The organism is Acinetobacter sp. CAU_H_60, assembly GCF_058599385.1.
In genome coordinates this window covers 2,190,012-2,215,561 of the sequence record NZ_CM178653.1, presented here as the reverse complement: position 1 = coordinate 2,215,561, position 25,550 = coordinate 2,190,012, and the positions used below count along the sequence as shown (strand labels likewise).

General features: G+C 43.0%; 19 protein-coding genes and 3 tRNA genes. 12 read left to right on the top strand and 10 right to left on the bottom strand.

Features of this window, described 5'->3' with window-relative positions:
• Positions 1-17: 17 nt before the first annotated feature.
• The 3 genes from AC4MBN_RS10340 to AC4MBN_RS10330 all read right to left on the bottom strand — a co-directional run bounded on the left by AC4MBN_RS10340 (position 18) and on the right by AC4MBN_RS10330 (position 1,786).
• On the bottom strand, positions 18-707 hold the full coding sequence (locus AC4MBN_RS10340) for a hypothetical protein (protein WP_419365757.1): 690 nt from the start codon (positions 705-707) through the stop codon (positions 18-20).
• Positions 708-801: 94 nt separating this feature from the next.
• A tRNA-Leu gene (locus tag AC4MBN_RS10335) sits at positions 802-887 on the bottom strand.
• 170 nt (positions 888-1,057) lie between these two features.
• Positions 1,058-1,786 carry a hypothetical protein gene (locus AC4MBN_RS10330; RefSeq protein ID WP_419374779.1) on the bottom strand — a complete coding sequence of 243 codons (729 nt, stop codon included), beginning with the start codon at positions 1,784-1,786 and terminating at the stop codon, positions 1,058-1,060.
• Positions 1,787-1,954: 168 nt separating this feature from the next.
• On the opposite strand from AC4MBN_RS10330, the gene AC4MBN_RS10325 reads away from it, so the two are divergent.
• The gene (locus AC4MBN_RS10325) at positions 1,955-2,461 is read left to right on the top strand and encodes a hypothetical protein (RefSeq protein ID WP_004784781.1); all 507 of its coding nucleotides are present in this window, start codon (positions 1,955-1,957) and stop codon (positions 2,459-2,461) included.
• Positions 2,462-2,499: 38 nt separating this feature from the next.
• On the opposite strand, the gene AC4MBN_RS10320 is transcribed toward AC4MBN_RS10325, so the two are convergent.
• The 3 genes from AC4MBN_RS10320 to AC4MBN_RS10310 form a co-directional block, all read right to left on the bottom strand.
• Entirely contained in the window at positions 2,500-2,778 is a 279-nt protein-coding gene (locus AC4MBN_RS10320; protein ID WP_419374780.1) for a hypothetical protein, read from the bottom strand.
• Positions 2,779-2,833: 55 nt separating this feature from the next.
• A complete protein-coding gene (gene paeA / locus AC4MBN_RS10315; RefSeq protein ID WP_004784777.1) occupies positions 2,834-4,156 on the bottom strand; it encodes a polyamine export protein PaeA in 1,323 nt (440 codons plus the stop codon).
• A 131-nt stretch (positions 4,157-4,287) separates the two neighbouring features.
• The gene (locus AC4MBN_RS10310) at positions 4,288-5,277 is read right to left on the bottom strand and encodes a LysR family transcriptional regulator (protein WP_004784775.1); all 990 of its coding nucleotides are present in this window, start codon (positions 5,275-5,277) and stop codon (positions 4,288-4,290) included.
• A gap of 681 nt (positions 5,278-5,958) precedes the next feature.
• Between AC4MBN_RS10310 and AC4MBN_RS10305 the strand changes: the two genes are divergently transcribed.
• From AC4MBN_RS10305 to AC4MBN_RS10285, 5 genes are all read left to right on the top strand, one after another.
• On the top strand, positions 5,959-7,560 hold the full coding sequence (locus tag AC4MBN_RS10305) for an isocitrate lyase (RefSeq protein WP_159123482.1): 1,602 nt from the start codon (positions 5,959-5,961) through the stop codon (positions 7,558-7,560).
• A gap of 256 nt (positions 7,561-7,816) precedes the next feature.
• A complete protein-coding gene (locus AC4MBN_RS10300) occupies positions 7,817-10,912 on the top strand; it encodes a multidrug efflux RND transporter permease subunit (RefSeq protein WP_419374781.1) in 3,096 nt (1,031 codons plus the stop codon).
• A 173-nt stretch (positions 10,913-11,085) separates the two neighbouring features.
• On the top strand, positions 11,086-14,211 hold the full coding sequence (locus AC4MBN_RS10295) for an efflux RND transporter permease subunit (RefSeq protein WP_491880191.1): 3,126 nt from the start codon (positions 11,086-11,088) through the stop codon (positions 14,209-14,211).
• A gap of 41 nt (positions 14,212-14,252) precedes the next feature.
• Positions 14,253-15,587: a magnesium transporter gene (gene mgtE, locus AC4MBN_RS10290; protein WP_419374789.1), complete on the top strand. Its 1,335-nt coding sequence runs from the start codon at positions 14,253-14,255 to the stop codon at positions 15,585-15,587.
• 75 nt (positions 15,588-15,662) lie between these two features.
• Positions 15,663-16,244 (top strand): DUF4112 domain-containing protein, encoded by a 582-nt coding sequence (locus AC4MBN_RS10285; protein WP_208462087.1) that lies wholly within the window; start codon positions 15,663-15,665, stop codon positions 16,242-16,244.
• Between the two features lie 70 nt (positions 16,245-16,314).
• On the opposite strand, the gene htpX is transcribed toward AC4MBN_RS10285, so the two are convergent.
• The gene (gene htpX, locus AC4MBN_RS10280; protein ID WP_180012754.1) at positions 16,315-17,220 is read right to left on the bottom strand and encodes a protease HtpX; all 906 of its coding nucleotides are present in this window, start codon (positions 17,218-17,220) and stop codon (positions 16,315-16,317) included.
• Between the two features lie 177 nt (positions 17,221-17,397).
• The gene (locus tag AC4MBN_RS10275) at positions 17,398-18,270 is read right to left on the bottom strand and encodes a lytic transglycosylase domain-containing protein (RefSeq protein WP_419374783.1); all 873 of its coding nucleotides are present in this window, start codon (positions 18,268-18,270) and stop codon (positions 17,398-17,400) included.
• A 501-nt stretch (positions 18,271-18,771) separates the two neighbouring features.
• On the opposite strand from AC4MBN_RS10275, the gene ttcA reads away from it, so the two are divergent.
• A complete protein-coding gene (gene ttcA, locus AC4MBN_RS10270) occupies positions 18,772-19,698 on the top strand; it encodes a tRNA 2-thiocytidine(32) synthetase TtcA (RefSeq protein WP_005236792.1) in 927 nt (308 codons plus the stop codon).
• A 218-nt stretch (positions 19,699-19,916) separates the two neighbouring features.
• Entirely contained in the window at positions 19,917-20,303 is a 387-nt protein-coding gene (locus AC4MBN_RS10265) for an SCP2 sterol-binding domain-containing protein (protein WP_004784757.1), read from the top strand.
• A 92-nt stretch (positions 20,304-20,395) separates the two neighbouring features.
• Here AC4MBN_RS10265 and AC4MBN_RS10260 read toward each other — a convergent pair whose 3' ends face one another.
• Positions 20,396-21,511, bottom strand: coding sequence for an MltF family protein (locus tag AC4MBN_RS10260; RefSeq protein ID WP_419365750.1), 1,116 nt, complete (start codon positions 21,509-21,511; stop codon positions 20,396-20,398).
• Between the two features lie 364 nt (positions 21,512-21,875).
• Between AC4MBN_RS10260 and greB the strand changes: the two genes are divergently transcribed.
• The 3 genes from greB (at position 21,876) to AC4MBN_RS10245 (ending at position 22,901) form a co-directional block, all read left to right on the top strand.
• Positions 21,876-22,370 (top strand): transcription elongation factor GreB, encoded by a 495-nt coding sequence (gene greB / locus AC4MBN_RS10255; RefSeq protein WP_419365749.1) that lies wholly within the window; start codon positions 21,876-21,878, stop codon positions 22,368-22,370.
• 88 nt (positions 22,371-22,458) lie between these two features.
• A tRNA-Ser gene (locus tag AC4MBN_RS10250) sits at positions 22,459-22,549 on the top strand.
• 261 nt (positions 22,550-22,810) lie between these two features.
• Positions 22,811-22,901: transfer RNA gene (locus AC4MBN_RS10245), tRNA-Ser, on the top strand.
• Positions 22,902-22,956: 55 nt separating this feature from the next.
• Here the strand turns inward: AC4MBN_RS10245 and AC4MBN_RS10240 are convergent.
• On the bottom strand, positions 22,957-23,910 hold the full coding sequence (locus tag AC4MBN_RS10240; RefSeq protein ID WP_419375302.1) for a LysR substrate-binding domain-containing protein: 954 nt from the start codon (positions 23,908-23,910) through the stop codon (positions 22,957-22,959).
• 261 nt (positions 23,911-24,171) lie between these two features.
• On the opposite strand from AC4MBN_RS10240, the gene AC4MBN_RS10235 reads away from it, so the two are divergent.
• Positions 24,172-25,395: an acyl-CoA dehydrogenase gene (locus tag AC4MBN_RS10235; RefSeq protein WP_419375303.1), complete on the top strand. Its 1,224-nt coding sequence runs from the start codon at positions 24,172-24,174 to the stop codon at positions 25,393-25,395.
• Positions 25,396-25,550: the final 155 nt, after the last annotated feature.

Genomic DNA, 25,550 nt, shown 5'->3' with positions numbered 1-25,550 from the left:
GTTAAACAGGGCTTTTTTTAATGATCTGAAAATACGTCTTTTATATTTTTATAATGAATTTCATCCAGTAATTTCTGCTCTTCCAGCATGCAGCTATGATGCAAATCCAGATAATACTGTTTTAAATCTTTTTGATAAGGTACCGGTTCCGGCTCTTTGCTTTGCGACTGCTGATAAGACCAGTAAGCCAGTTGACGGATTTTCTGCAGACGTACCAAAAGGATGCTGCGAGTCGAAACTCTAAAGCAAGGCTCGACTAAAACCGGTACGAGGCTACTGAAAGCAAGCAGGGCCAAGCAAGGCAAGGTAATAAATACTGAGTGAAAATACTGATAATTTATAAATGACAGAATCGCAATCAGGGTTTGCATATACAGGCAGAGTTGCAAACGCTTGGCATAGCGAACAGAACTGTATTTCGCCTGAAACTGGGCGCGCCAGATATAAGGATAGAGCATGCCGATCATGACAATGGTACCAGCACTGAGCGCCTGATATTTTGAAGTGACAAAGTCAGGATAAAACGGCAGAGAAAAGCACAGGCAGCAAAAACCTGTGATCATGATCAGAATACCGATACGTAAATACAGATATAGATCAGTGGTCTGGTTCAAATATTTATAACGGCCATAGCTGAGGCTGCAAAAGAATGCATCAGGATGGCGTAATTGCAATCTGGCTAGATCAAAAGAACGGGATGCAGACATGGGGAGGGCACATTCTATTGGTGATAATCACGCATAAAAAAAACCAGCTGAATGCTGGAGATTTTTCATTGCACCATTCTAATCAGAATTAAAATGGTGCCCGAGGCCAGACTCGAACTGGCACGCTTTGTGGGCGGGGGATTTTAAATCCCCTGTGTCTACCGATTTCACCACTCGGGCATGTGCGCAATAATAGAGGACGAAATAAAGCTTGGCAAGTAAATTTCAATACGTTTGCTTTATTTTCAAACAATTCAGTAGCTTAAATTTAAAAATTAAAACCATAGTGCTGGATGATAAACGTGAGAAGTCATGTAATTTTGTATTTTAGGTCGTGATTCATAAAACTTTTACAGATGCTCATCCAGATAAGTATCGATATCGATGTATTTGATCTTCTTGCACTGCTCATGTTCCAGTTTAAACAAGCGGGTATGCAAATCCGCATAGTGCTGAAGCTGATTTTTCAATACTTCATTTGGGGAGGTCGGCTTGGAATGAAAAAATAATTTCAGACGTAGTTTCCAGGTTTGTTGATAAGCCCAGAAACAGATGCGACGTAACTGCTGCAGTTGATATTGTTCAGTGCTATTGGTAGCAGGGCGGAACATATTTTCTTTATAGAACCGTACAAAACCAAAACTGATCCCGAAAAAGAATAGAATCCACATGGTCGTACTGCTTTGTAGAAAAACCAGATTCAGCGCTTCCAGCACAATGACTACAGTGAGTTTAATCGGTGTATGTCTTAAAAACTGATAGAGGGAATGAGAAGAGTGCCGGATCTGCTTGATCACTAGTGGAACCACCAGCATCAGAAATAACAGAATAGTCAGAATTGCATAAGCTTGCGCCTGAAAGTCTGGGGCAGTTGATAGCTTAGAGGAATAAACATCTTTGAGAACCAGGCTAATCGGTACAAAGATCATGGCAGCCAGCACCCAGGGAATCAGTTCCTTGAGATCACTTAAAATACCCTTGGTTTTGATCTGACCATAAAACAGATAATTTCTTTTAAACGCAGCGGGATAAAGCAGTTTAAGTTGCTGCAATAAAAGATCAATCTGTTTGGTTTGCATAATAAAAAGTAAATAAGAAACTTGCCGCCTACTATAGCCAATTTACGCCAGAATGACAGAGATGATCCGGATTTTGCAATTATTAGAGTTGAAGCTAAAGATTTTAATTTTTTAGTGAGGATTTATGCGAAAATAGTCCATTGCATATTTATTTTTTAGGGACAGTTTATGACTGATCAATCTCCTGCGACGCTAAGCGACATCGAAATTTTAGACATCCTTCAAACCATGAAGAATGATGAGCTAGATACGGAAGCAAAAGAAGTCATTCGTCAGGGTGGTAAAGCGGGTCGTCAGGAAGCGCATAAACAGGCGCTGGTTGTATTGAATCAGTCATTTGAAGAAAAATTTGTTGAAGCAGTTTCTCTGGCCCTGAATCTAAATGAAGCCCAAATCAAAAAAATCCGCTATAAGAAAGACCGTATCCGTATTTTAAAGGCGCGTGGTATTGATTACCTGGCAATTGATGGTGCGGAAACTGCCTTTGTACTGGCACAGATTGCACAGGCGATTCTACGTGAAGATGCTGTTGTGACTCATGACTTACATAATATTTTCCCATTCTGGAAAGAAGGCTGGCCAATGGTGCAATTTGATAATGCCTACAAAATTTTGCAGGAAGATATCCAGATCCATTATCAGGCAGTCCTTGAAGCGCTTTTATCAAAAATCTAAACTGAATTGAATGTAAAGAAGCACCTTCGGGTGCTTTTTTAATGAGAATAAAATAGGGAAAGCAGCCAGCGCACAGGAAGTATAAACAGCCGCCACCAGGTAATGAGCGGATAATAAAAATATTCGCCTATTCTTAAAGTCGAATCAAATCCTTGCCGGCGCCGCTCATAAGGATAGGGAGTCAGCCAGATTGAAAGGAAAATGAGCACAATTGCTATAATCAGAAATACAGGCTGTTGATCTTGTATAAAGAAAAAATAGAATAAATATAAGGCCGAATAAAAACTCAGACAGGCGAGTAGCGCAGCAATATTCATAAAAGTCTCATTATTATTGTTTTTGGAATTTTAAAAAAATTGAAGAAGAACCAGATTATTCTGATTCTTCTGTCGGTGGCTTTTTCACTTCCAGCATACGTGTAACCAGTAACTGGTCAATCTTGAAATGATCAACATCGACAACTTCAAACTTGTAACCCGCATGTAGCACAATATCTGCAGGACGTGGAATCTTACGCAGCTTGAACATCATAAAACCAGCTAGAGTTTCATAATTCTCTTCATCTGGCATTTCATCAATTTCCAGTGCATGTTTGATGTCTTCAATGGGCGTACTGCCATCAATCAGCCATGAATTGCTGTCACGCTTAATGATCTGCTGGTCTTCTTCCAGGGGAGTAACCCAGTCGCCCATTACGGTAATCATGATGTCGGAAAGGGTAATCACACCCACGACCAAGGCATATTCATTAATAACGACTGCAAACTTTTCCTTGGTCGAACGAAAACGATCAAGCAGTTCAGATAAGGTTAGCGTATCTGGAATGGTCAGAACCGTACGGATGGTATTTTCATTCAACTGAAGTAAAGACTGATTATTCAGAATACGAACCAGAATATCCTTGGAGTCGACATAGCCAATTACATCGTCGATATTTTCATTACAAACCAAGAACTTGGAATAAGGAAATTCAGCCAGTTTCTGGCGAATACTGGCTTCAGATTCTTTCAAGGTAAAGAACACCACATTTTCACGAGTGGTCATACTGGAAGGAACATTACGTTCTTCAAGCTCAAATACGTTCTCAATAAAGTGATGTTCCTGTTTCTGTAATACACCTGCCTGAGCACCCGCATCCATTACCGCTGAAATATCCGCAAAGGTAATATTGTCGTCTCGGATGGTATTTACTTTAAATAAGCGGAATAACAGGTTCGCAATGGCATTGATGAACCAGGCCAATGGTTTACAGATTTTGATAAATACCTGAATCGGATTAATCACCGAGACAGAAATTTTTTCTGGAGCGATCATGGCCAGACGTTTCGGCATCAAGTCCGCAAACAGAATAAATAATGAAGTAACTGCGGTGAAGGACAGGCTGAATGCAATCGTTTCAGTCCAGGGACCTTGATAAAATCTGGAAAGTAAATTGATGATATAAGGGCGGAAGGCGCCTTCACCTAAAATACCGCCTAAAATGGCAACGGCGTTTAAGCCGATTTGGGACGCTGCAAAAAAGTCAGCAGAGTTTTCTTGTAAATCTAAAACTTTTTGAGCGCGAATATCTCCCGATTCAGCCAAAATTTTTAATTTGACCTTACGGGCACCTGCAAGCGCGATTTCTGTTAATGATAAAAAACCGGCCCCCGCGATGAGTAATAAGATAATCACGATGTTTTGAAAGAGGCTCACGAATCCACCTGTGGATTAATATGATCTAGCTAAAAATATTTTTAACACAAAAAAAGACTTGAGGTACAAATAAAGCAACTCAAGTCTCTAGAGTATAAGCTTAAAAATGAGCAATTTAGCTAATATTCAATTTAATAATGCGAAAATTGCGAATTATTCATTAAAAATTCACGATTTTCTTCTTCGATCATCTGACGCGCTACATACAGAATTAGCTGACGTAACCAGCGATGGGCGGGATGATGATGCAATAAAGGACACCACGCCATCTTCAATTCAAACTCAGGAATATAAAATGGTGGATCTTTAATGAGTAAGTTCTGGTTTTTAGCTTGCAGACGTGCAATACGGGTCGGTAGTGTTGCTACAAGATCTACATTAGCAGCCAAAAGACCGGGCATCTGATAATGACGGGTAAATACCGAAATCTTACGTTTCTGACCAATACGCTCAAGGGCCTGATCAATCCAACCGAGACCCGCCTGTTTCTCAGGGTTTACCCCAAAGCCAACGCCCATACCAGTTTTTGATACCCAGATATGCTGTGCATCCAGATAGCTTTTCAGGTTTAGATTGCCCGCAGCCGGATGCTTGTTATTTAACAGGCAAGAAAAGCTGTCACGCCAAACCAGTACCTGATGGAAGCTTTGCGGAATTTCATTAAAACGGTTAATCGCCAGATCAACTTTACCTTGTTCCATGTCACGATAGGACACATCACTTGGCGTTAAGAAGTCGAGCACCACATTCGGTGCTTCTGAACGTAATGCTTTCACCAGGCGTGGTACCAGTGTGGCTTCAGCATAATCTGAAGTCATGATGCGGAAGACACGGTTTGAAGTATAAGGACGGAACTCGGTACGCGGTTCCAGAATCATGGAAAGATCCGCTAAGGCATCACGGATACGAGGTTGGAGTTCTAGTGCACGTTCTGTTGGGGTCATACCTTCAGAAGAGCGAATCAGGAGGGGATCATTAAATAAATTTCGTAAACGACGTAAAATGTTACTCATCGCAGGCTGGGTTACCCCAAGTTGTTCTGCTGCACGCGTGACATTTTTTTCACGTAAAAGTACGTCAAGATAAATGAGGAGATTAAGATCGACCCGCTCCAGATTCATAAAAAAAATACCGAAAATAAAATTATGAAATTATATGGATTATGCCATAACTACTATAGCTTGTGTACGCAACTGATGAAAAAAAGCCCAGCTGATTGTACTGAAATACCTTTTTAGAGTCTCTTTCACCGTAGATTTTGCCAGCCTGAATCCTCCTCTATTTTTAAGAGCAGAAAGGAAATCTGGCTGCCTTCGAAACGAAAGAAAGGTATTTCTGAAAAACAGAGGGAATTAGCAAATAATGTGCCAGATTTGATAAAAAAATATTTCAACAAATAAATGAAAAATAATTCCTTCGAAATAAGTGTTCCAAGTTTTAAGGCTTATAAAATGGACAAAAATTGCTGAAATTAAGCGCTGCTAAAGTCTTGCAAGACTTAAGTCTAATGAATATTTTTTACTCATGTTGCTGATGTTTTAGACAAAATTCAATTTTAAAAATTCATAAATAAAATATAAAATACAATAACTTATAAAATATTGATCAATATATAATTAGACTTTCATCTACATATTTTTTAAATAAATAATGATAATTCTTGCAGAATATTGGATTAATTTTTCGAAGCCCACTAATCTTTAGCTATCCCAACGGATCGTTGAAAATCTGAACAAGTCATTGAGGGTGTGATTTGAGCGGTTCGTTGCAGAAAAATCCTAATATTAATACAGGAATATATCATGACTACATACCAAACAGCGATTGATGCAATCCGCGAATTAAAAGCGAAATTCGGTAACACTTGGGCAGACATCAGTCCTGAAGATGCTGCGCGTATGCAACTTCAAAACCGTTTTAAAACTGGTTTAGACATTGCTAAATATACAGCGGCGATTATGCGTCGTGATATGGCTGCTTATGATGCAGACTCTAGCAAATACACTCAATCACTAGGCTGCTGGCACGGTTTCATCGCTCAGCAAAAAATGATTGCGAACAAAAAATACTTCGGTACAACTGAACGTCGCTATATCTACCTTTCTGGCTGGATGGTTGCTGCACTTCGTTCAGAATTCGGTCCTCTTCCTGACCAATCTATGCACGAAAAAACTTCTGTTCCTGCATTGATCGAAGAAATCTACACATTCTTACGTCAAGCTGATGCGAAAGAACTGAATGACCTGTTCCGCGCACTTAAAAAAGCTCAAGACGCTGGTGATACAGCTAAAGCTGCTGAAATCACTTCACAAATCGACAACTTCCAAACTCACGTTGTGCCAATCATTGCGGACATCGACGCTGGTTTCGGTAACGAAGAAGCAACTTACTTACTAGCTAAGAAAATGATCGAAGCGGGTGCTTGTGCACTTCAAATCGAAAACCAGGTTTCTGATGCGAAACAATGTGGTCACCAAGCTGGTAAAGTTACAGTTCCACACGAAGACTTCATCGCGAAAATTCACGCTCTTCGTTATGCATTCCTTGAAATGGGTCTTGACGACGGTATCATCGTTGCACGTACTGACTCTGAAGGCGCTGACTTGACTCAAAAAATCCCAGTGGTTAAAGAGCCAGGCGACATCGCTTCTCAATACATCAGCTACTTAGACACTCAAGAAATTGATATCTCTGAAGCGCAAGAAGACGAAATCCTGATCAAACGTGATGGCAAACTTCACCGTCCTAAACGTCTTGCTTCTGGCTTGTACCAGTTCCGTGAAGGCACTCAGATCGACCGCGTTGTACTTGACTGTATCACTAGCTTACAAAACGGTGCTGACCTTCTTTGGATCGAAACTGCGACTCCAAACGTTGCTGAAATCGCTCACATGGTTAACCGTGTACGTGAAGTTGTGCCAAATGCGAAACTTGTTTACAACAACTCTCCATCATTCAACTGGACACTGAACTTCCGTCAACAAGCGTACGACCGTTGGGTTGCTGAAGGTAAAGACGTATCTGCATACGACCGCGCTAAATTGATGAGCGCTGAGTATGACGATTCTGAATTGGCTGCTGAAGCTGACGAAAAAGTACGTACATTCCAAGCAGACGCTTCTCGTGAAGCAGGCGTGTTCCACCACTTGATCACTCTGCCTACTTACCACACAGCTGCTCTTTCTACTCACGAGCTTGCTCAAGGTTACTTCGGTTCTGAAGGTATGTTGGCTTATGTTGCTGGCGTACAACGTAAAGAAATCCGCGGCGGTATCGCTTGTGTGAAACACCAAGCAATGGCTGGTTCTGACATCGGTGACGACCACAAAGAAATCTTCGCTGGTGACAACGCGCTTAAAGCGGGTGACGATGCGAAAAACACAATGAACCAATTCTCTGCTTAATCAGCTCTGAATCGATTCTAAAAAAGCCCTGCGTAAGCAGGGTTTTTTTATGCCTAAAATAAAATGAATAACCCTATAAATTGTTGAAACAGCTAGATGAAAGGAAAAATCTTCATATTTTCTTCATGATTCAATTTTATACATATTTTTCTGTGATCAAGCCTTGCATTCTCTAGGCCACTGCCTGAATATCCTTAAGCTGACTCAATAATACAACGCTTTCCATAATTCATTAAATTCAAAGTGATTCAGACTTATGCTGTCTAAGTTTTTCATTCATCGTCCTATTTTTGCAGGTGTACTGGCCATTGTGGTCATGGCCATTGGACTTTTTGCGGTGATGAATTTACCTGTCGAACGTTATCCGGATATTGCGCCGCCTCGTATTACTGTGGCAACAACCTATACCGGTGCATCTGCAGAAACGGTAGAAGAGAGCGTGACCCAAGTGCTGGAACAGCAAATTAAAGGTATCGACCGCTTGCTGTATTTCAGCTCCAGTAGTGATTCTTCAGGTCGAAGCCGGATCAGCATCAGTTTTGAAAATGGTACCGATCCAGATACAGCACAAGTACAGGTTCAAAATGCGATTAACGGGGTTCTCAATCGTTTGCCTGATGATGTCCAGCGACAGGGCGTGAATGTCTTCAAATCTCTTGGCGATACTCATATGGTCATCGGTTTGTATGATGAGTCACGGCGTAGCAGCAATATTGAACTGTCTGATTATTTGACAACGCATCTGGAACAGGATATTTCCCGAATTGATGGCATTGGGGAAGTGGATGTTTTTGGTTCACAGTTCGCGATGCGCATCTGGCTGAATCCAGCAAAATTAAAACAGTATAACCTGATGCCAAGTGATGTGCGGGCAGCGATTGAATCACAGAATACTCAAGTGGCAGCCGGTGCGATTGGGGACTTACCGACAGTCGATGATCAGTATCTGAATGCCAAAGTCACATCAGGCAGCCGTTTAAAAACAGTCGAAGAGTTTGAAAATATTATTGTGAAGTCTGCCCGGGATGGCAGCTTTATCTATTTAAAAGATGTTGCACGGGTTGAACTGGGTGCGGAAAATTATCAGTCATATAGTACCACCAACGGCTATCCTTCTGCCGGTCTAGGTATTTCACTGGCCTCCGGTGCCAATGCGATTGCGACGTCGAGTCTGATCAAAGCTGAAATCGAGCGACTCTCCCAGCAGTTGCCGGAAGGCTATAAAATTGCTTATCCGCGTGACAATACCCCGTTTGTTAAAGAATCGATTAAAGAAGTCGTTAAAACTTTATTTGAGGCGGTCATTCTGGTCGTCATTGTGATGTTTATCTTCCTGCAAAACTGGCGTGCCACCTTGATTCCAACCGTAACTGTGCCTGTAGTTTTACTCGGAACCATGGCGGTACTTTATGTTTTGGGACTGAGTATTAATACGCTGACTTTGTTTGCCTTAGTACTGGCCATAGGCTTGCTGGTCGATGATGCCATTGTGGTGGTGGAGAACGTTGAACGTCTGATGCATGAGCAGCAGCTTACAGCCAAAGAAGCAGCACTGGAATCCATGCAGGAAATCAGCGGCGCACTGATCGGGATTACCCTGGTTTTAACCGCGGTCTTTATTCCCATGGCATTCTTTGGTGGCTCAACCGGAGTGATCTATCGTCAGTTCTCGATTACGCTCGTGGCAGCGATGTCTCTGTCGCTGATGGTCGCACTGATTCTGACGCCTGCACTTTGTGCGCTGATTCTGAAACCAAATCCAAAACCTGCCAAGTGGGCGAGTTGGTTTAACCAGAAACTGGATGGTTTAAAGCATCGTTATCTGAAAGTTTCTAAAGTCACTCTACAACATAAGGCCATTAGTCTGGTGCTTTTTGCCGGATTGCTCTGCGTATTTGCTTTATTCTATCGCGCCTTACCCACCAGCTTCTTGCCGAGTGAGGATCAAGGCATCCTGAATCTGCAAATCCGGCTACAGGAAGGCGCTCCGATGAAAAACACCATTCAGGTCGGTGAGCAGATTCGTCAGTATTTTCTGGAAGAAGAAAAGGACAATATCGACTTGGTAATGTTACGTTATGGCCGTAACTTCTCAGGTACCGGTCAGAACCTGGCGACCGGTTTTGTTGCCTTGAAGCATTGGGATGACCGTGCAGGAGAAGAAAATACTGCGCAGGCGATTCGTGAACGTGCCATGAAGCATTTCCGCAGTAACCGTGATGCCCAGGTCAATATCAGTATGCCAGCTTCAGTGAATGGTTTAGGGCAAACCGACGGCCTGGATTTCTGGATTCGTGATATTAACGGTAATGGCCGTCAGTATCTGGAAGAGCAGTTCCAGAATATGCAGGCTGGCGCAGCTCAATATAGTAGCTTTGAAAATCTGGATAAGCGTTCCAATCCGGAAAAAGCCGAACTTAAAGTCAATATTGACCAGAAACAGGCCATGGCCAATGGCCTGAGTCAATCCGCAATTAACAGTACGCTTTCAGCGGCCTGGGGCGGCAACTATATTAATGACTTTATTGATCGTGGTCGGATTAAACGGGTGATTATGCAGGGTGATGCAGAATTCCGTTCCAAACCTGAAGATCTGGCGCAATGGCACGTACGTAATGACCTGAACGAGATGGTGCCTTTCAGTAATTTCGCTCAGGTGGACTGGAGTGGCGGTCCTGAGGTGGTCAACCGTTTTATGGGCTATACCTCGCTGCAAATGCAAGCGGATATGGTTAAAGGTTCCAGTTCTGGTGAAGCGATGAAGGATGTCGAAAATCTGGTGGCAGAACAGGATGGTATTGATGTGGTCTGGAGCGGTTTATCTTTTGAGGAAAAACAATCCAGTAATCAGGCAATCTGGTTATATCTGGTGTCGATTGGTTTCATTTTCCTGTGCCTGGCCGCTTTATATGAAAGCTGGACGATTCCGACTGCGGTGATGTCCGCGATTCCTTTAGGGATAGGCGGGAATATCATTTTCAGTTTTCTGGCAGATTTTCCGAATGATATTTACTTCCAGATTGCTTTGCTCACCACGATTGGTCTGTCCTGTAAGAATGCAATTTTAATCGTAGAGTTTGCGGCATTGGCCCAGGAAAAAGGTAAATCTGTAGTTGAAGCTGCACTTGAAGGTGCGTCACTACGCTTGCGTCCGATCCTGATGACATCTTTGGCCTTTGGTGCTGGCATTTTGCCACTGGTCTTTGCTTTTGGTGCTGGTGCAGCCAGTCGTCGTGAGATTGGAATCAGTGTTTTTGGTGGAGTGATCTTCGGAACGATACTGGTACTGATTTTTATTCCATTTATGTACGTTTTAATTCGCCAAATGACGATGAAGAAATCACATATTTAATATCAATGCAAAATATTGAGCTCAAAAATCCCCGTTATGACGGGGATTTTTTTTATCGGAAATAAAGAGTTAAAGGTCGGCTTAAATTTAAGCATGGTGTGAAAATTGCTATAGAAATCATCTATTCATGGCGTGTGCATTCTAAAGATGCATTTGATGGGGATTTCTAATTTATGTTGTCGCGCTTTTTTATTTATCGTCCCAAGTTTGCAGCAGTCATTGCAATTTTAATGATGGCCCTTGGGGTATTTGCACTTCAAAAAATTCCCATTGAACATATGCCAAATATGGATACGCCAGCTTTAGGCGTTTCCGCAGGTTATCGTGGGGCGTCGGCTGAAACAGTTGAGCAATCGGTGACCCAGATTCTGGAACAGGCGGTAAAAGGCATTGAAGGTCTGGAAACCTTTCATTCTAGCAGTTCGGTGGGACGGGCCCAACTTACGCTGCAATTTGAGCAAGGGGTCGATCTTGATCAAACCCAGTTACAGGTTCAAAACGCCGTGAATGGCGTATTGAGCCGCTTACCTGAAGAGACGCAGCAGGGCGGAGTCAATGTTTATAAATCAGGGTATGACCAGTTTGCACTGTTAAGTTTATATGATGAGAGTGGACAGAGTAGCGTTACTGAACTTTCAGATTATTTGATGGTCCACGTCGAACCGCGTTTGTCACGTATTGAAGGTGTAGGGGAAATTGACCTGTACGGTGCAGGTTATGCTATGCGGATCTGGCTAAATCCGCATAAGTTGCATCAGTTTAACCTGATGTCAAGTGATATTCGTAATGCCATTGAAACCCAGAACGCACCATTAGCTTCAGGCGCAATTGGCGGTTTGCCGACGATGCAGGGTCAATATCTCAATGCCAAGGTCAGTGCGGGTTCACGTTTAAGCAGCGTGAAAGAATTTGAAAATATCATCGTTAAAACCACGGATTCCGGTTCATTGCTGTACTTAAAAGATGTGGCACGGGTAGAGCTAGGTGCAGAAAGTTATAACCACATTAACTATACCAACGGACAGCTCTCTTCAGCTTTATCGATTACTTTGGCGCCGCGGAGTAATGCCATTGCCGTGTCCAAACAGATTCAAGACGTATTAAAAAACGCTCAGGCCAATTTGCCACCGCACTACCAGTTGCAAATGACCATGGACAAAACTCCATTTATTACCAGCTCAATTGAACAAGTGGCTAAGACCCTAGTTGAAGCCATTATTCTGGTCATTGTGGTGATGTTTATCTTCCTGCAAAACTGGCGTGCCACGATTATTCCGGCCGTTACGATTCCGATTGTGGTTTTGGCGACCTTTGCAGTGCTGTATGTCTTGGGTATGACCTTGAATAGCTTTACCTTATTTGCCCTGATTTTAGCCATCGGCCTGCTAGTCGATGATGCCATTGTAGTGGTGGAAAATATTGAACGCCTGATGCAGGACGAACACCTGGATGCCAAAGCGGCCGCCTTAAAGTCCATGCAGGAAATGAGTGGAGCACTGGTCGGTATTACACTGGTACTTACCGCAGTATTTATCCCGATGGCTTTCTTTGGCAGCATCACTGGGGTGATTTATCGTCAATTTTCCATCACTTTGGTGGTAGCGATGTTGCTGTCTTTATTCGTAGCCTTGGTGATTACCCCAACATTTGCGGCACAATTATTGAAACGCAAACATCATCAGGCTCGCTGGGCGCAGCGCTTTAACCATGGTATGGATCAGCTCAATGCCGGTTACCAAAAAGTTTCAGCTCAAAGCATGCGATTGAAATTCACGATGTTGGCACTGTTTAGTGTGTGCATAATGGGCTTCGGTTGGGTATATAAGCATTTGCCGGAAGGATTGATGCCCACTGAAGATATGGGCTTTGTGATGGGGCAGATTGTCATGCCGGGCAATGCACCGCGTACAGAAGTCGAAAAAGTCGGGCGTGAAGTACAAGACTATTTGATGAAACACGAATCGGAACGCATTCAGAGTGTAGGTGTCTGGTATAGCGGCAACAATGTCGGTGTAGGTCCGTATCGCGGGCAGCTCTTTGTGGTATTAAAAGACTGGGCTGAGCGCAAAAATCCTGAAGATTCGGTCTTTGCCATTGTCGATCGAGCACAGAAACACTTTGCCAATCATGCCAATGCCCAAATTTTCTTTATGGCGCCTTCCATGTCGAGTAATGGTCGTGTAGTCGATTTCTGGTTGCAGGACCTGGATTATAAAGGGGCTGAATTTTTACAGGAGGCATTTGGCCAGATTGAAGCGCGTGCCCAAGGCAAATCATCGATTGAATTTCTACAGCTGGACCAACCCAAAGAAAGTGCTGAGCTGAATATCAAACTTGATGCAGAGCGTGTGTTAAAGCATTCCATTCCTCAGCAAAATGTAAACAGTACTTTGGCTGCAGCGTGGGGTGGAACTTACATCAATGACTTTATTGATCGCGGGCAGATTAAGCGTGTGATTATGCAGGGTGAAGCAGAATACCGTTCCAAACCTGAGGATCTGGCCTTCTGGCATGTACGCAATCAAAAAGGTGAAATGCTGTCGTTTAACCAGTTCAGCAGTCTGAATTGGCAGGGCGGGCCGAACAGTATTAACCGCTATATGGGCTATAACGCTGTTCCAGTTTATGCCGGGATTCCAAAGGACAAGTTTTCCAGTCAGACCATGCAGGATGTTGAAACATTGGTAGATGCCCAAGAAGGCGTAAATCTGGCCTGGAGCGGAGCCGCACTGGAAGAAAAACGCAGCAGCGGTCAGGCGATTTTCCTGTATATGATTTCGATTGCCTTTATTTTCCTGTGTTTAACCGCTTTATATGAAAGTTGGACCATTCCTGCGGCCGTGATCAGTGCCATTCCATTAGGCATAGGCGGCAGTATCTTATTTTGCTGGGTCTTTGGTTTCGCCAATGATATCTTTTTTCATATTGCCTTGCTGACGACGATTGGTCTGTCCTGTAAAAATGCCATTCTGATTGTGGAGTTTGCTGCACAGGCAGAGAAAGCAGGAAAAACCGCAATAGTTGCAGCTTTAGAAGGAGCAAGTTTGCGCTTACGGCCGATTCTCATGACCTCTATTGCTTTTGCTGCGGGAGTGATTCCCTTGATCTTTGCCTCTGGGGTCAGTGCGATCAGCCGTCAGGAAATTGGTGCCAGCGTTTTGGGCGGGGTCATTTTTGCAACTATTCTGGTGTTATTCTTTATCCCGTTTATGTATGCGTTAATTCGAAACCTGTTTCGTGTCAAAGCAACAAATAAAGTTATACAAATCAATCAGGAAAATGAGGAATACTCACTCTAGGGCGGGTATGTTTCATACCTGCATGGAATGATGGTATGGGAATGCAGCACCAAGAAAAAATACAGCAACTACATGAGACTCTGCTGACAGGGGAAAATAACATTCATCAGCTTCTACGAAAGCTGAATATTGCCGATCAGGCCAGAATTCTGTCTGAGCTTGGACCAGCAGAACGTTGTCACCATTTCAAGCAGCTGGAACGTCAGGCAGAAGTACTGGAGTACTTGCCACTGGCCATGCAAATCCAGCTGGCCTATCAATTTCCTCTGGAGCAACTGGCCAGTCTGATGGATGCCATGCATTCCGATGACTTCATTGATTTATACAAGCAGATGCCTTGTGAAGTGCAGCAGCAATTACTTGGCAAATTATCCACCCAGTCGCTACAAACCCTGCGAGAACTGCATGCTTATCCGGAAGAAACTGCCGGTGCATTAATGAGTTTGAACTTCGTCACGCTTGCTCCCGAGCTGAGCATGACTCAGGCAATTGAAATGTTGCGTGATATTGCAGGGAATCATGACACCTTATATCTGATCTATATCGTGGATGAGAAACAGCATCTGCTCGGCGTAATTTCCTTGCGACAAATTATTCAGGCACAGCCGGATGCCACCATTAATGAAGTCATGACCACAGATGTAGTCTATGCCACAGTGGATGAGGATCAGGAGCAGGTCGCCCGTACCTTGGCCTATTATGATTTTATCGCCTTGCCTGTGGTCGACGCGACCCAGAAGCTGGTCGGGATTATTACCTATGATGATGCCATGGATATTGCTGAGGCAGAAAGCACCGAGGATATTTTAAAATCCGGTGCAGTGACGCCTTTGAATGAGCTGAGCCTGAAAACTGCACCGATTCTCAGACTGTATCAAAAACGCGTATTCTGGCTGGTCATTCTGGTGTTTGGCAGCCTGCTCTCCGGAATCGGGATTGCCCATTTTGAAGATATTATTTCCACCCATATTGTGCTGGTATTTTTCTTGCCATTGTTGGTGGGAAGTGGCGGGAATGCTGGCTCACAATCTGCCACCTTGATGGTGCGTGCCTTGGCAACAGGCGATGTGCAGTTTAAGGACTGGCTTAGCCTGCTGGGTCGTGAATCCCTAGTTGCTTTATGTCTGGGTGGAACGATGGCCATTGCTGTATCAATCCTGGGTTATATTCGAGGCGACTGGATGGTCGCCGTTGTACTCGCTTTAAGTATGTTAGGTATTGTACTGATGGGATGTCTGATTGGCATGAGTTTGCCCTTTATTCTCAACAAGCTGAAAATGGACCCAGCCAGTGCATCAGCGCCTCTGGTGACGTCGATTTGTGATGCCACCGGGGTGATTATTTACTTGTTTATTGCCTCTCAATTATTATTTTAAATACTTAGCAATTACAGCTTAAATAGAAAAAATACTTTATGCTCAATTACATCAGTCTCATTTCTGGAAGAACCCATGCCTGATCCCGGACAAAAAAATAAACTGAGCCAACAAGATGTCATTCGGCTGGAGCGGGATCTGGCCAAGTTTGCCAATATGATGGATTCAGTGGTACGGATTCCATTTACCAAGCAGGGTGTCGGGGCAGATGCTGCTTTGAGTACCATTCCGGTAGCGGGAGATATCGCAGGTTTTGTATTGACCAGTTATGCGATTTATAAAGCCCGTCAGATCGGGGTGCCGAATGAAAAATTAAAGCCAGTCCTGAAAATGGCCGTCATGGATGCTGTGGTCGGCTTTATTCCTGTAGCAGGAACAATATTTGATATTTTTATTCGTCCTAGCCGTAAGGCACTGGATATTGTGCATCAACATATCCGGGACGAATACCAGATCCGTACCGATCATCATGTGGTGCATCCATTTCTGCATGAAAGTCTGGAACGCAGACAACAGCAATCCGCTTTCTGGCGTAATCCTGTGGTGGCCTGGATTTGGATTCATCTGCCAGATCTTTTAGGAACTTTCTTTTTGATTCTGTTAATTATGGCCATTGGCTGGGGCACAATGCAGCTTTTTCAATGGTTTAAAGCCTGAAGGTTTATAAACCTAAACTTAATAAAAAAGCCTGCAAATGCAGGCTTTTTTCTATCAATCAATGTGTTGCTTAAGGGCAATCGAGTTGTTGCAAAGCAGCAACACGTTGTTCAATCGTTGGGTGAGTCTGGAACAGTGCCGCCAGACTAAAACCTTGTTCCTGACCAGCAGAAATTGCAAAGGCTTTCATTTCTTTCGGCATAGCATCCGGCATTTCTGATTCCGCCTGTAAACGTAATAACGCTGAAATCATGGCCTGTTTACCAGCTAAACGCGCACCTGCCTCATCAGCACGATACTCACGGTAGCGTGAGAACCACAATACGATTGCAGAAGCCATAATACCAAATACGATATCCAGCACAATGGTAATCACAAAATAGCCAATACCCGGTGCTTCACCTTCTTCACGGCCGAAGATCGTACGGTCTACGAAGTCACCAACTACACGGGCAAAGAACATGACAAATGCGTTGACTACACCTTGGATCAAGGCCAGTGTCACCATATCGCCATTGGCAACGTGACCGATCTCATGCGCCAGTACCGCACGAAGTTCATCTTTGTTCATGCGTTCCAGCAGACCTGTAGAAACAGACACGAGCGCATCGTTCTTGTTCCAGCCTGTTGCAAAGGCATTTGACTGATAAGATGGGAAAATACCCACTTCCGGCATTTTAATGCCAGCGCGCTGAGAAAGTTGCGCAACTTCTTGTAATAACCATGCTTCTGCCTGGTTACGAGGGGCATTTGGGTCAATCAGTTCAGTACCGGTTGTTTTTTTCGCCATCCATTTAGACATGAACAGGGAAATCAGTGATCCCACCATACCGAACACAAAACAGATCACCAACAGGTTGCCTAGATTCAAGCCACCCGCGCCATGGTAACTACCGACACCGAAGAGTGACAGGATAATGCCAGCTACAACCAGTACCGCGAGGTTGGTTAGCAAGAACAAACCAATCCGCATCATTGAGAAATCCTCTTATTATAAAAAAATAATCTGATTAGCAAATGAAAATCATTGAAATCAATATGGGGTGAAATGACTAAAAATTCAAGAAAAAAATGGCCCTAGATCATAAAACACAGCTTTATTTTTTGCTGTATTTTCGCTAAGGCCATTCAGAATCAAATGATTTTGATTTATTTATTCACTTAAATAAATTTTAGCTGCTGCTGTTGCATTCGCCGTTGCATAAGAACCCATCGGTGCATCGGTATAACTGCCATCAGCATTCATAATAATCTGACGCTGATACTTGGCTGCCTGGATGTGCGAAGTGTTGCTGCTATCATTGGAGTAATTCGCTGAACTGGCAATGATGCGGCCTTCACTGGATGAAGTGCTAGACGTGGTTGTGCTTGCACTCAGGCCATGAGTATACAGATTTTGATAACGGCTGGTCACACGGCGCACATAATCTTGGGTCTCCCGGAAAGGCGGGATTCCACCATATTTGCTGACATTGCCTTCACCGGCATTATAGCCCGCCAATGCCAGACTGGTATTGCCATTAAAACGCTTTAATAACCAGGCCAGATACTTGGCGCCTGCCATAATATTCTGATGAGGATCATAAGCGTTACTGACATTAAAGCGACGTGCTGTAGCTGGCATCAGCTGCATCAAACCTTGTGCACCCACAGGGGAGCGGGCATGGGTATTAAAGCCTGATTCAGTATGCATCACTGCTTTAATTAAACCTTCAGACACACCATAAGTCTGTGCGGCCTGACGAATGATCGAATCAAAAGCATTCTTATTCTTGCTATAGCTAGGCAAAACCGACGACTCGCTGCTGCCCCAGTTACTATAGCTATGAATATTGCTATCCGGATAATAAGTCTTCTTTTCGACCTGAAGATGATTATAACGGCTCTTCTTATTGGTCAATAAGGTACTGCCGTTTTTATCACGCAACTGATAGATGGTTTCACCGGCATACACCAAATGACTGCAGCTCAGCATAACCAAGCTACCGATCAGTTGACACCCCAAGAAATACGTCTTTATTTTCATTGTTTATATTTGATAAATAATAAGCTAGAAAAATTCATGGATGAGTTTAACAAAAAATTACGTAATGCACAGCCTTATACGCTGCATTTATAAACGAGTATGTAAACAGGAACGCCTGTCAATATTTTGAACACTAAAATATTTTTTTTATTTAATTTAAAACCTTAGGGTTGACAGGTTTAAGTTATTGATTTTAATAGTAAAATAAATTGATCAAAAAATGATCAATTTAAAGAAAAGCCTTAAATTTTGAGGTGAACAAGTTGTCAAGTCCATTTCAATCCACAAAGTTATCCACAGCTTTTGTGGACAACTGTGGAAAAGTCCAAAAGATAAGCATCTCGCTTAAAAATTGAACTAAATCGTTCAATATATCAATCTAAATAAAACATGAAAATGAAACTAATATGGCATTTGTATGAAAATAAATTCTTTTGATGCGATACGGAACCGAATCAGCTAAAATTGCGCGGTATTTTTATTTATGGGTTATTCTCGTCTATGTACTCGCCAGTTGAATCCGAGCAAGGATTTAATTTCAAACCTGAACTGCCAACAAGCTCTGCCTACTACCGTTTGTTGAAGAAGCTTCGCCGCCAGGTCGGACATGCCATTCGCGACTTCAAGATGATTGAAGACGGCGACAAGGTCATGGTGTGTATTTCTGGTGGTAAAGACAGTTATACCTTGCTTGATATCCTGCTTCAGTTTAAACGCATTGCACCGATCAACTTTGATGTGGTGGCGGTTAACCTGGACCAGAAACAGCCCGGTTTCCCGGAAGATGTATTACCGCGTTATTTAGAAGAAAATAACATTCCGTATTACATCTTGGAAAAAGATACCTACAGCATTACCAAAAAACTGACACCGGAAGGCAAGACTTACTGTGCAGTATGTTCACGTCTGCGCCGTGGTTCTTTGTACGGTTTTGCTCAGGAAATTGGGGCGACTAAAGTGGCGCTGGGTCATCACCGTGATGATATTCTGGCTACATTCTTCCTGAACCTGTTCCATGGGGGCAGCCTGAAAGCCATGCCGCCAAAACTGCTGTCTTCTGACAAAAAGAATATCCTAATTCGTCCATTGGCCTATGTGGAAGAAAAAGACATCATCAAATATGCACAGATGCGTCAATTTCCAATTATTCCATGTAATTTATGTGGCTCTCAGGAAAATCTTCAACGTGCCATTATCAATGACATGTTACGTGAATGGGACAATGCGCATCCAAAACGTCTGCACAGTATCTTTGGTGCCTTGCAAAATGTGTCGCCATCTCAGTTAGTTGACCGCGAATTATTTGATTTCGAAATTCTGGATAGCCAGCGCGAATTCGATTTCAAAGGCAGCTGTTCAACTGAAGAGGCGGTAGAAGGCGAGAACCGCCGCATCAATATGGTCAATCTGGGCTTTGCAGCAGACTAATCGACCTATATAAAGTCAAGCTGATACAGGCATGGGCTACGGCCGATGCCTGAATCAAAAATAACGTAAGATAAGAACTACAAAAATTGAACGGTGCGTACAAAATTCGTTAGCCTTTGCCATAATGATCATGTTATAACAAGCCACAAGCATAATAGCTTCAACCTGATGTCGTCTGGATAGTCGACACAAATGAATAAATAAATTGAGGAAAGATCATGCCTGCTTTTTTAACTGATGATTGGTTTTCGACTGTAGACACGCTCACTGCACAAGCTGGTGATTTGGATTTGCCACCTGCTTTGGCGAATCTGGCAATTAATTTAGTCGTTGCAGACACTACAGGTAATACAGAATTATCTTTGGAAGGTGGCGCGATTAAAAAAGGTTTATCTCCAAATGCGAAAACAACATTAAACATGGATGGTGAAACCTTACGTAAAGTTTTCCTTGAGTTTGATATGGCGGCTGCAATGCAAGCCTTTATGACAGGTAAAATCAAGGTGCAAGGCGATATGTCTCAATTGATGGCATTGCAAACAGCGAAGCCAAGCCAAGCACAAAAAGACCTGTTCAAGAAAGTTCTTGAAAATACCACGGCTTAATAGTTTTGATCTAAAAAGCTGTAGTAACAAAAAAGCTTACCCTAAGGTAAGCTTTTTTTATGGCTGAATATCTGGATTAGAAATGATCAGGCTTAAATATTCACCAGCTGTGGAGTGGTCTTGATGTGTTCCAGATAGGCACGAATACGGGTCACGTATTGAAGGGCCTGACGGTAACGACCATTACTGGCTTTATTCTGTTCCAGATAAGCATACAGGTTTACCCAGTTATTCGGATTCTTGCCTTGGGCCTGAATACGTTTTTGCAGCTGATTCACAGCACCTGGGCCCATGTTATAGGCGACCAAAGCAAACCAGTTACGATCCGGATAAGGGATATGTTCATAACGACTCAGCATCTGGTCATAGTATTTGGCACCCCCATCAATACTTTCACCTGGATCTGTCCGGTTACTAACCCCCATCGCTTTTGCGGTAGAGCTTGTGAGCATCATCAGACCGCGGACACCGGTGGGAGATACGGAGTTTGGCTTTAGATAGGATTCCTGGTAACCGATCGCGGCGAGCAGGTGCCAGTCCAGATCGTACTGCTGAGCAGATTTCTGGAAGCTCGCCTTGTATGTGGGGAGGCGCTGGTTCAGGTTCTGTTGAATTTCATCCCAAGAATGTTCTTCTACCACATTCTGATTGTAGAAGGATGCAAGCTGCTTGATTGCACCGCTTTGTTTACCTTGACAGACAAAAGCACTAGCAGTTTGACTTAAAGGGTCGCTGGCTGATTTAAATACCAGATTCAGGTTAGAATTCAGTCCATTACTGGCCAGTGAAGACTCATCACCACAAGTGGCAGAAAAAGCCGTTAAACGTTGTTGTTCAATCGTACCCAGATCAGTGGTGGTCATGGCCAGATTGGCTTTACCCTGCGCTACCCATTTCAGGGCCGTGGCATTATCCGGAACAGTTTTAAAATCCAGCTTAACATTCAGGCTGTTGGCATAGTTGCGAACCAGGTCATAACCAAAACCATGCTGATGTTGTCCATCCTGAAACACAGTCGTTGGACTTTGAACTGCGACGACGGTGAGTTTGTTGCTATTGACCACATGATCATATTGAAGTGTGGTTTTAGTGGCATTGATACTATGAAAGGGGATAAGTGCCGTACTCAGTACCAGTGCTTTTACAGGGAGAGAAGAGATAAAAGAGCTAAGGCAAAGCCTCGACCCAGTGGTTGAACTACTGTGCATGTTGTCTCCGCTACAAGTAATTTATGCCCTAAAAATCACAGCCAATACTAGCCAGAAACTTTTAAAAGTTTGATAAATTCAATAAGGGTTGGGCAGTCATGACGTCATTCAAAAATGACTAAATTGATCGGGAAATATGTAGAAAAACTACATAGATTAAAAAATAAGCGATTCCAAAAGTAGGGTGCATATTAAAGATCAAAAAATGAATTGTCAAATTTTGTACATAATTTATTTTTTAAATGTAATTTAAGTTATTAAATTTATTGAAGAAAAAAATTGCATATTCTGGCTTGTCCTAAAACTCCAAATAAAATAAGCTCTTAATGTCTAAAAACTGGTTCAAAATTGGCAATTAAAACACATGAAATCTAACCTGATTACCCGTGGTGGACACGACAAATTGGTGGCAGAACTTAAAAATCTCTGGCATGAAGAACGTCCTGAAATTACCAAAAAAGTGAACTGGGCAGCCAGTCTCGGCGACCGTTCGGAAAACGCAGATTACCAATATAACAAACAGCTTTTACGTAAAATTGATCGTCGGGTTCGTTATCTGGGCAAGCGGCTGGAAGAGCTGCGAATTGTTGATTTTTCCCCTGAACAGGAAGGCAAAGTTTATTTTGGTGCCTGGGTCGAAATTGAAAATGAACAGGGTGAGCAGAAGAGTTTTCGGATTGTGGGCGTCGATGAAATTTATGATCATCATCCGCAGCATATTTCGATTGATTCACCCATGGCGCGTGCCCTGTTAGGCAAGTCAGTGGATGATGAAGCTGAAGTGATGACACCATCCGGCAAGAAACTCTGGTTCATCAATTCAATTCGCTATGAAAAGCCAGAAAATTCAGAAGATTAATAAAATTGATTTTATTTTGTGCAGTTGATGCAGAGAAATTGGAAAAATATTTGCCAAGCGCAATTTTTATTTATATGATGGCGGCCATGGAAGCGTGGCAGAGCGGTTTAATGCACCGGTCTTGAAAACCGACGAGGGCTTATACCCCTCCGTGAGTTCGAATCTCACCGCTTCCGCCAGATATAAAAAACCCCGATCATTGATCGGGGTTTTTATTTTTAACTTATTAAAATAATTTCAAATTTTCATTGTTCAAAATGATGTGAATATTAAGGCTAAATTCATTCTGAAAATAAAAATATCAGCACCAAGATTCTGTGTATAAAATTTTATCTACTCTAAAATTTTCGTCTGATTTTTGACTGAATGAACTGATTTTTACAGAAGTTTTGCGAAAATTTATTGCCAAGAAACAGAAATATTTATATGATGGCGGCCATGGAAGCGTGGCAGAGCGGTTTAATGCACCGGTCTTGAAAACCGACGAGGGCTTATACCCCTCCGTGAGTTCGAATCTCACCGCTTCCGCCAGATACGAAAAACCCCGATCATTGATCGGGGTTTTTTATTGTCTATTCATTGGGGTTTATAGCTCAGACTCAGAGGGAAGGCTGCCTTGAATTTCCTGTTGTATCCATGCAACAAATTTTTCAATCAGCGGTGAGCTTTCTTGGCTGGAATGGACCAGATAATAGCCTCGTTTCCTTTCTAAGGTCTTGCTGGATACCAGCACCAATTCCTGCCGCTTTAATTCTTTTTCAATTAGCATTTGTGGAATCAAGGCCATTCCCATGCCATGGCTAGCCACTACAGCGAGCATAGAAAACAGTTCATGTCGTTGCCCCTGCAAAGGATTCGGATGCTGGATCTGATGTAACTTGAACCAGTCTTCCCAGATATTCGGCCGGGTGGTTTGCTGTAATAAAGGAAGTTGAACCAATTGTTCAGCACTTAAGTCATAGCTGTAATCATTAATCTTCTGTGCATCGGGAAAATACTGTTGAATCAGATCAGGCGCACAGACAGCAACTACATCTTCATGCATTAGAAAATGGCTATGCGTACCAGGCCATTGTTCGACCTGTTGAGGTGTTCCTGCATAAATGGCAGCATCGAAAATCTGTTCCTGAAATAGAAAAGGGCGGGTGCTGGTTTCCAGATGTACCGTAATTTCAGGATACAGTCGATTAAAGCTCTGGAGTTTAGGTAATAGCCAGCGAGTCGCAAACGTAGGCACTACGCCCAGTTTTAAAGTGCCGCCGCGGCCTTGATGCGTAATGACATCTAGTGTTGCCTGTTCCAGTCCTTTGAGATGCGGAGTGATACTTTGTAAATATTGCTGTCCAGCATGATTGAGTTCTACACCATGCCGCGTACGAGTAAATAAAGCTGTACCTAAATACTCCTCCAGTTGCTGGATCTGGCGTGAAACTGCACTTTGAGTTAAAAACAGTTCCTGCGCTGCATAAGTATAACTGGCATGACGTGCAGCAGATTCGAAACAGATCAGTGCTTGCAGGGAAGGTATTTTTCTACGCACCTGTTCATCCTTGAACTTAAAATGGTCAGATATCAATAAATGGTATATCACTCTTATACTACTATACGACTTTGGTATAAAAAATAGGCAAATTGGCTAAGAAAATAATTTCTAGAAATAGCGACTTATATAAGATATGCGTAAATTGCATAGTTGCATGCAAATTTATTGTTTGAACAAGTCACGATTCATGCTTAGAGTCAATCTGAAGGATAAAACAACATCATCTAATAGATAGATGAAGGATTGGCAGGGAATACTATGAATCAAATGGTCGATACGAAAAAAACCAGCAAGGTCTATTTTAACTGGCAGGATCCGTTCTTACTGGAGCAACAACTGACTGAAGAAGAACGCATGATCCGTGACAGCGCGCATGCGTACTGTCAGGATAAGCTGATGCCGCGTGTATTAGAACAGTTCCGTCATGAAAAAACTGATCCCACTATTTTCCGTGAAATGGGTGAACTCGGTCTGCTGGGTCCAACCATTCCTGAGCAATACGGCGGTGCCGGCTTAAATTATGTCAGCTATGGTCTGATTGCTCGTGAAGTGGAACGTGTGGATTCCGGTTACCGTTCAATGGCCAGCGTACAAAGCTCGCTAGTGATGGTACCCATCAATGAATTTGGGTCTGAAGAACAAAAGCAGAAATATTTGCCAAAACTGGCGACCGGTGAATATATCGGTTGTTTCGGTCTGACTGAACCGGATCACGGTTCTGATCCGGGCAGCATGATTACACGTGCCAAAAAAGTCGATGGGGGTTACCGTCTGACTGGCGCGAAAATGTGGATTACCAACAGTCCGATTGCGGATGTCTTTGTGGTTTGGGCAAAAGAAGTGTCTCCTGAAGGCAATGTTGGTGATATTCGCGGCTTTATTTTAGAAAAAGGCTGGGAAGGGCTTTCTGCACCAGCGATTCACGGTAAGGTTGGCTTACGTGCTTCGATCACCGGTGAAATCGTGATGGATAATGTATTTGTACCAGAAGAAAATGCGTTCCCGGAAATTCGTGGTCTAAAAGGTCCATTTACCTGTCTGAACAGTGCGCGTTATGGTATTGCCTGGGGTGCGATGGGTGCAGCTGAATTCTGTTGGCATACAGCGCATCAATACACCATGGATCGTAAACAGTTTGGTCGTCCATTGGCTGCGAATCAGCTGGTTCAGAAAAAACTGGCAGACATGCAAACTGAAATTGCGTTGGGTCTGCAAGTGGCTTTACGTTTTGGTCGTATGAAAGATGAAGGCATTGCATCAGTTGAAGGCACTTCACTGATCAAACGTAATAACTGTGGTAAAGCTTTAGACATTGCCCGTTTAGCGCGTGACATGATGGGTGGTAACGGGATCTCTGATGAATTTGGTGTGGCGCGTCATTTGGTGAACCTGGAAGTGGTCAATACTTACGAAGGTACACACGATGTACACGCCTTGATTCTAGGTCGTGCGCAAACAGGTATTGCTGCATTCTCCAATTAAAAGAAGAAAATTTTTCGTGCAGGGTATGGCTTTCAATCGCCTAACCCTGCATCATTTTCTTACTCCAATTACATTCCTTTGCCGAAGTGATGTTTGACTTTGGCATTTTTTATATCTCTATGTTTGCAAGAATTCATCTAAAACTTGAGTGAAAA

What these genes read in the sequence shown, in the direction of transcription:
- AC4MBN_RS10275 (WP_419374783.1), bottom strand. Translation starts at nt 18,270, where the DNA reads ATGAAAATAAAGACGTATTTCTTGGGGTGTCAACTGATCGGTAGCTTG.
- AC4MBN_RS10340 (WP_419365757.1), bottom strand. Translation starts at nt 707, where the DNA reads ATGTCTGCATCCCGTTCTTTTGATCTAGCCAGATTGCAATTACGCCAT.
- greB (WP_419365749.1), top strand. Translation starts at nt 21,876, where the DNA reads ATGAAATCTAACCTGATTACCCGTGGTGGACACGACAAATTGGTGGCA.
- htpX (WP_180012754.1), bottom strand. Translation starts at nt 17,220, where the DNA reads ATGATGCGGATTGGTTTGTTCTTGCTAACCAACCTCGCGGTACTGGTT.
- AC4MBN_RS10320 (WP_419374780.1), bottom strand. Translation starts at nt 2,778, where the DNA reads ATGAATATTGCTGCGCTACTCGCCTGTCTGAGTTTTTATTCGGCCTTA.
- AC4MBN_RS10330 (WP_419374779.1), bottom strand. Translation starts at nt 1,786, where the DNA reads ATGCAAACCAAACAGATTGATCTTTTATTGCAGCAACTTAAACTGCTT.
- AC4MBN_RS10295 (WP_491880191.1), top strand. Translation starts at nt 11,086, where the DNA reads ATGTTGTCGCGCTTTTTTATTTATCGTCCCAAGTTTGCAGCAGTCATT.
- AC4MBN_RS10235 (WP_419375303.1), top strand. Translation starts at nt 24,172, where the DNA reads ATGAATCAAATGGTCGATACGAAAAAAACCAGCAAGGTCTATTTTAAC.
- AC4MBN_RS10260 (WP_419365750.1), bottom strand. Translation starts at nt 21,511, where the DNA reads ATGCACAGTAGTTCAACCACTGGGTCGAGGCTTTGCCTTAGCTCTTTT.
- AC4MBN_RS10300 (WP_419374781.1), top strand. Translation starts at nt 7,817, where the DNA reads ATGCTGTCTAAGTTTTTCATTCATCGTCCTATTTTTGCAGGTGTACTG.
- AC4MBN_RS10305 (WP_159123482.1), top strand. Translation starts at nt 5,959, where the DNA reads ATGACTACATACCAAACAGCGATTGATGCAATCCGCGAATTAAAAGCG.
- AC4MBN_RS10285 (WP_208462087.1), top strand. Translation starts at nt 15,663, where the DNA reads ATGCCTGATCCCGGACAAAAAAATAAACTGAGCCAACAAGATGTCATT.
- AC4MBN_RS10310 (WP_004784775.1), bottom strand. Translation starts at nt 5,277, where the DNA reads ATGAATCTGGAGCGGGTCGATCTTAATCTCCTCATTTATCTTGACGTA.
- ttcA (WP_005236792.1), top strand. Translation starts at nt 18,772, where the DNA reads ATGTACTCGCCAGTTGAATCCGAGCAAGGATTTAATTTCAAACCTGAA.
- AC4MBN_RS10325 (WP_004784781.1), top strand. Translation starts at nt 1,955, where the DNA reads ATGACTGATCAATCTCCTGCGACGCTAAGCGACATCGAAATTTTAGAC.
- mgtE (WP_419374789.1), top strand. Translation starts at nt 14,253, where the DNA reads ATGCAGCACCAAGAAAAAATACAGCAACTACATGAGACTCTGCTGACA.
- AC4MBN_RS10265 (WP_004784757.1), top strand. Translation starts at nt 19,917, where the DNA reads ATGCCTGCTTTTTTAACTGATGATTGGTTTTCGACTGTAGACACGCTC.